2 protein-coding genes and 1 pseudogene are annotated in these 3614 nt (G+C 57.7%); 2 read left to right on the forward strand and 1 reads right to left on the reverse strand.

From position 1 onward, the window contains the following. Positions 1-374 precede the first annotated feature (374 nt). Positions 375-1190, forward strand: coding sequence for a sulfonamide-resistant dihydropteroate synthase Sul2 (gene sul2, locus NOG12_RS12945; RefSeq protein ID WP_001043260.1), 816 nt, complete (start codon positions 375-377; stop codon positions 1188-1190). A gap of 86 nt (positions 1191-1276) precedes the next feature. Further along, positions 1277-1519: pseudogene (glmM, locus tag NOG12_RS12950) on the forward strand (phosphoglucosamine mutase); the annotation flags it as partial. 235 nt (positions 1520-1754) lie between these two features. Here glmM and NOG12_RS12955 read toward each other — a convergent pair. After that, positions 1755-3248: an IS91-like element ISCR2 family transposase gene (locus tag NOG12_RS12955; RefSeq protein WP_001120888.1), complete on the reverse strand. Its 1494-nt coding sequence runs from the start codon at positions 3246-3248 to the stop codon at positions 1755-1757. Positions 3249-3614: the final 366 nt, after the last annotated feature.

Here is a 3614-nt window from a genome sequence, read left to right on the forward strand (position 1 = left end):
CAGAGGATTAAGTCTTTTTAGAGGGGAAAATCCCTAGAACCCCATCTCCAAACATATCAAGCGTGTCTGTATCCCACTCTATTGTAAACAAGACATTTTTATCTTTTATATTCAATGGCTTATTTTCCTGCTAATTGGTAATACCATGAAAAATACCATGCTCAGAAAAGGCTTAACAATATTTTGAAAAATTGCCTACTGAGCGCTGCCGCACAGCTCCATAGGCCGCTTTCCTGGCTTTGCTTCCAGATGTATGCTATTCTGCTCCTGCAGCTAATGGATCACCGCAAACAGGTTACTCGCCTGGGGATTCCCTTTCGACCCGAGCATCCGTATGAGACTCATGCTCGATTATTATTATTATAGAAGCCCCCATGAATAAATCGCTCATCATTTTCGGCATCGTCAACATAACCTCGGACAGTTTCTCCGATGGAGGCCGGTATCTGGCGCCAGACGCAGCCATTGCGCAGGCGCGTAAGCTGATGGCCGAGGGGGCAGATGTGATCGACCTCGGTCCGGCATCCAGCAATCCCGACGCCGCGCCTGTTTCGTCCGACACAGAAATCGCGCGTATCGCGCCGGTGCTGGACGCGCTCAAGGCAGATGGCATTCCCGTCTCGCTCGACAGTTATCAACCCGCGACGCAAGCCTATGCCTTGTCGCGTGGTGTGGCCTATCTCAATGATATTCGCGGTTTTCCAGACGCTGCGTTCTATCCGCAATTGGCGAAATCATCTGCCAAACTCGTCGTTATGCATTCGGTGCAAGACGGGCAGGCAGATCGGCGCGAGGCACCCGCTGGCGACATCATGGATCACATTGCGGCGTTCTTTGACGCGCGCATCGCGGCGCTGACGGGTGCCGGTATCAAACGCAACCGCCTTGTCCTTGATCCCGGCATGGGGTTTTTTCTGGGGGCTGCTCCCGAAACCTCGCTCTCGGTGCTGGCGCGGTTCGATGAATTGCGGCTGCGCTTCGATTTGCCGGTGCTTCTGTCTGTTTCGCGCAAATCCTTTCTGCGCGCGCTCACAGGCCGTGGTCCGGGGGATGTCGGGGCCGCGACACTCGCTGCAGAGCTTGCCGCCGCCGCAGGTGGAGCTGACTTCATCCGCACACACGAGCCGCGCCCCTTGCGCGACGGGCTGGCGGTATTGGCGGCGCTGAAAGAAACCGCAAGAATTCGTTAACTGCACATTCGGGATATTTCTCTATATTCGCGGTTCAGCAGGCATGTCCCCTTTGAGGGCGACCCGACGACAGGATAATCGACCTTATGGTGCGCAAATATTTCGGCACAGACGGTATTCGTGGCAAAGCCAACGAAGGCGCGATGACGGCGGAAACCGCCTTGCGCGTCGGCATGGCGGCTGGCCGTGTCTTTCGTCGCGGTGACCACCGCCATCGTGTCGTGATCGGCAAGGATACGCGCCTGTCGGGCTATATGCTTGAACCCGCGCTCACAGCCGGTTTCACCTCGATGGGCATGGACGTATTCCTTTTTGGCCCGCTGCCGACAACGTATAGGAAGAATAAACGCCCTTTTCACCCAAGTCCAACAGCTTTGGACCGCAGTTGACTCTTTCGACACCCCTGCGATGCAACCCAATCCGGCTGACGGGGAGCCAGCAACGCTGAAAATTTACCCTCCTCTTTCCCACTAGCGGCTCCTTTTCCGACAACCAGCACGGCGGATCCCTGCCGCGGCGCTGTGAACGCAGCATTTTGATTGGTATCGTTGGCCTTCAGGCTCGTCAGTCAAACAGACCCAGGAGCAGCTCAGCCGGTGGCGCCCGGCTTTCGGGTAACGCCCTGGTCCCGCTGGTTTCGGCTTTGTGCTTCAGGTGATCAAGGATCTGCTTGATCACTATAGGGTCTTCAATGCAGGCGATGACTTTCATGGCGCCGCCGCAGCCGCTGCAGGTCTCGATGTCGATATTGAAAACACGCTTGAGCCGTTGCGCCCATGTCATCGACGCTCGCCGTTGTGCTGGTGTTGCCGGTTCATCAGCCACCCTGACCTTGTTGCCCCTGCCCCGTTTTGCCGGCGTGACCAACGCCCGGTGCCGACTGTTGGGTGCGAACACCCCGTGGAAGCGGGTTAGGTTGACTCTGGGCTTCGGTACCAGGGCGGCCAGCCTTGCAATGAAATCCAATGGTTCGAAAATGACGTGCGTGGTGCCGTCCCGGTACGGCGTCTTGAGCTGGTAGCGCACGTTGCCGCCTCGTGTTAACGACAGCCGCTTCTCGGATACCGCCGGGCGGCTGATGTACCGGCACAGCCGTTCGAGCTTCTTGCGTTCATCGGCCCTGGCCGCCACGCCGGCGTGCAGGCTGGACCCGGCTACCTTGCCAATCCCGTCACCGAACGGATCACCACTGGTCGGCAGAGTTTGCAAAGTGAACACCTTTCGCCCCGCCTGTGAACCGACAGCGATACGGTAAGTGATCGAGTGCCCCAGCAGGGGTGTCATCGGGTCGTCATCCACCGCATCCGAGGCCAGATAGCTGTTTTCGACATCCCGTTCCAGCAGGCCTTGCCGTTCCAGATAGCGACCCACCCGGTGGGCGATGGTGTGCGTCAGCTGGGTGAGCTCTGGGCTGGTCGGCGCCTTGACCCAGCGGAAACGCGCTGAGCCGTGGGATTGCTCGACATACACACCGTCGAGAAACAGCATGTGGAAGTGAACATTCAGATTGAGCGCCGATCCAAAACGCTGGATCAGGGTGACCGCGCCCGTCTTGGCCACTTGGTGGGTATGGCCCGCTTTCTTGACCAGGTGCGTGGCAATGACGCGGTAAACGATGCCCAGCACCCACCCCATGATCTCGGGCCGGCTGGCAAACAGGAAACGCAGCTGAAACGGGAAGCTCAACACCCACTGACGCATGGGTTGTTCAGGCAGTACTTCATCAACCAGCAAGGCGGCACTTTCGGCCATCCGCCGCGCCCCACAGCTCGGGCAGAAACCGCGACGCTTACAGCTGAAAGCGACCAGGTGCTCGGCGTGGCAAGACTCGCAGCGAACCCGTAGAAAGCCATGCTCCAGCCGCCCGCATTGGAGAAATTCTTCAAATTCCCGTTGCACATAGCCCGGCAATTCCTTTCCCTGCTCTGCCATAAGCGCAGCGAATGCCGGGTAATACTCGTCAACGATCTGATAGAGAAGGGTTTGCTCGGGTCGGTGGCTCTGGTAACGACCAGTATCCCGATCCCGGCTGGCCGTCCTGGCCGCCACATGAGGCATGTTCCGCGTCCTTGCAATACTGTGTTTACATACAGTCTATCGCTTAGCGGAAAGTTCTTTTACCCTCAGCCGAAATGCCTGCCGTTGCTAGACATTGCCAGCCAGTGCCCGTCACTCCCTGTCGTCTGGGCGTTCCTCTGGGCTAAACATCGACATGATCCGGCGCTTAATATCGCCGTCCTTGTTGACCAGCGTCTTGGTCACGAAGGCCGCGTATTCTTTGGCGTTGTCGTACCCTTTCCAGACCTCGTGGGGGTCAAGAGCGTAGGCGCAAACCCGCCCAGCGACTGGGATTCTGACCAAGGCGCGTTCTGTCTCAAGGTGGGGTTCTAGGGATTTTCCCCTCTAAAAAGACATAATCCTCTG

The sequence above is a fragment of the Pseudidiomarina fusca genome (assembly GCF_032227045.1).
GTDB lineage: Bacteria > Pseudomonadota > Gammaproteobacteria > Enterobacterales > Alteromonadaceae > Pseudidiomarina > Pseudidiomarina fusca.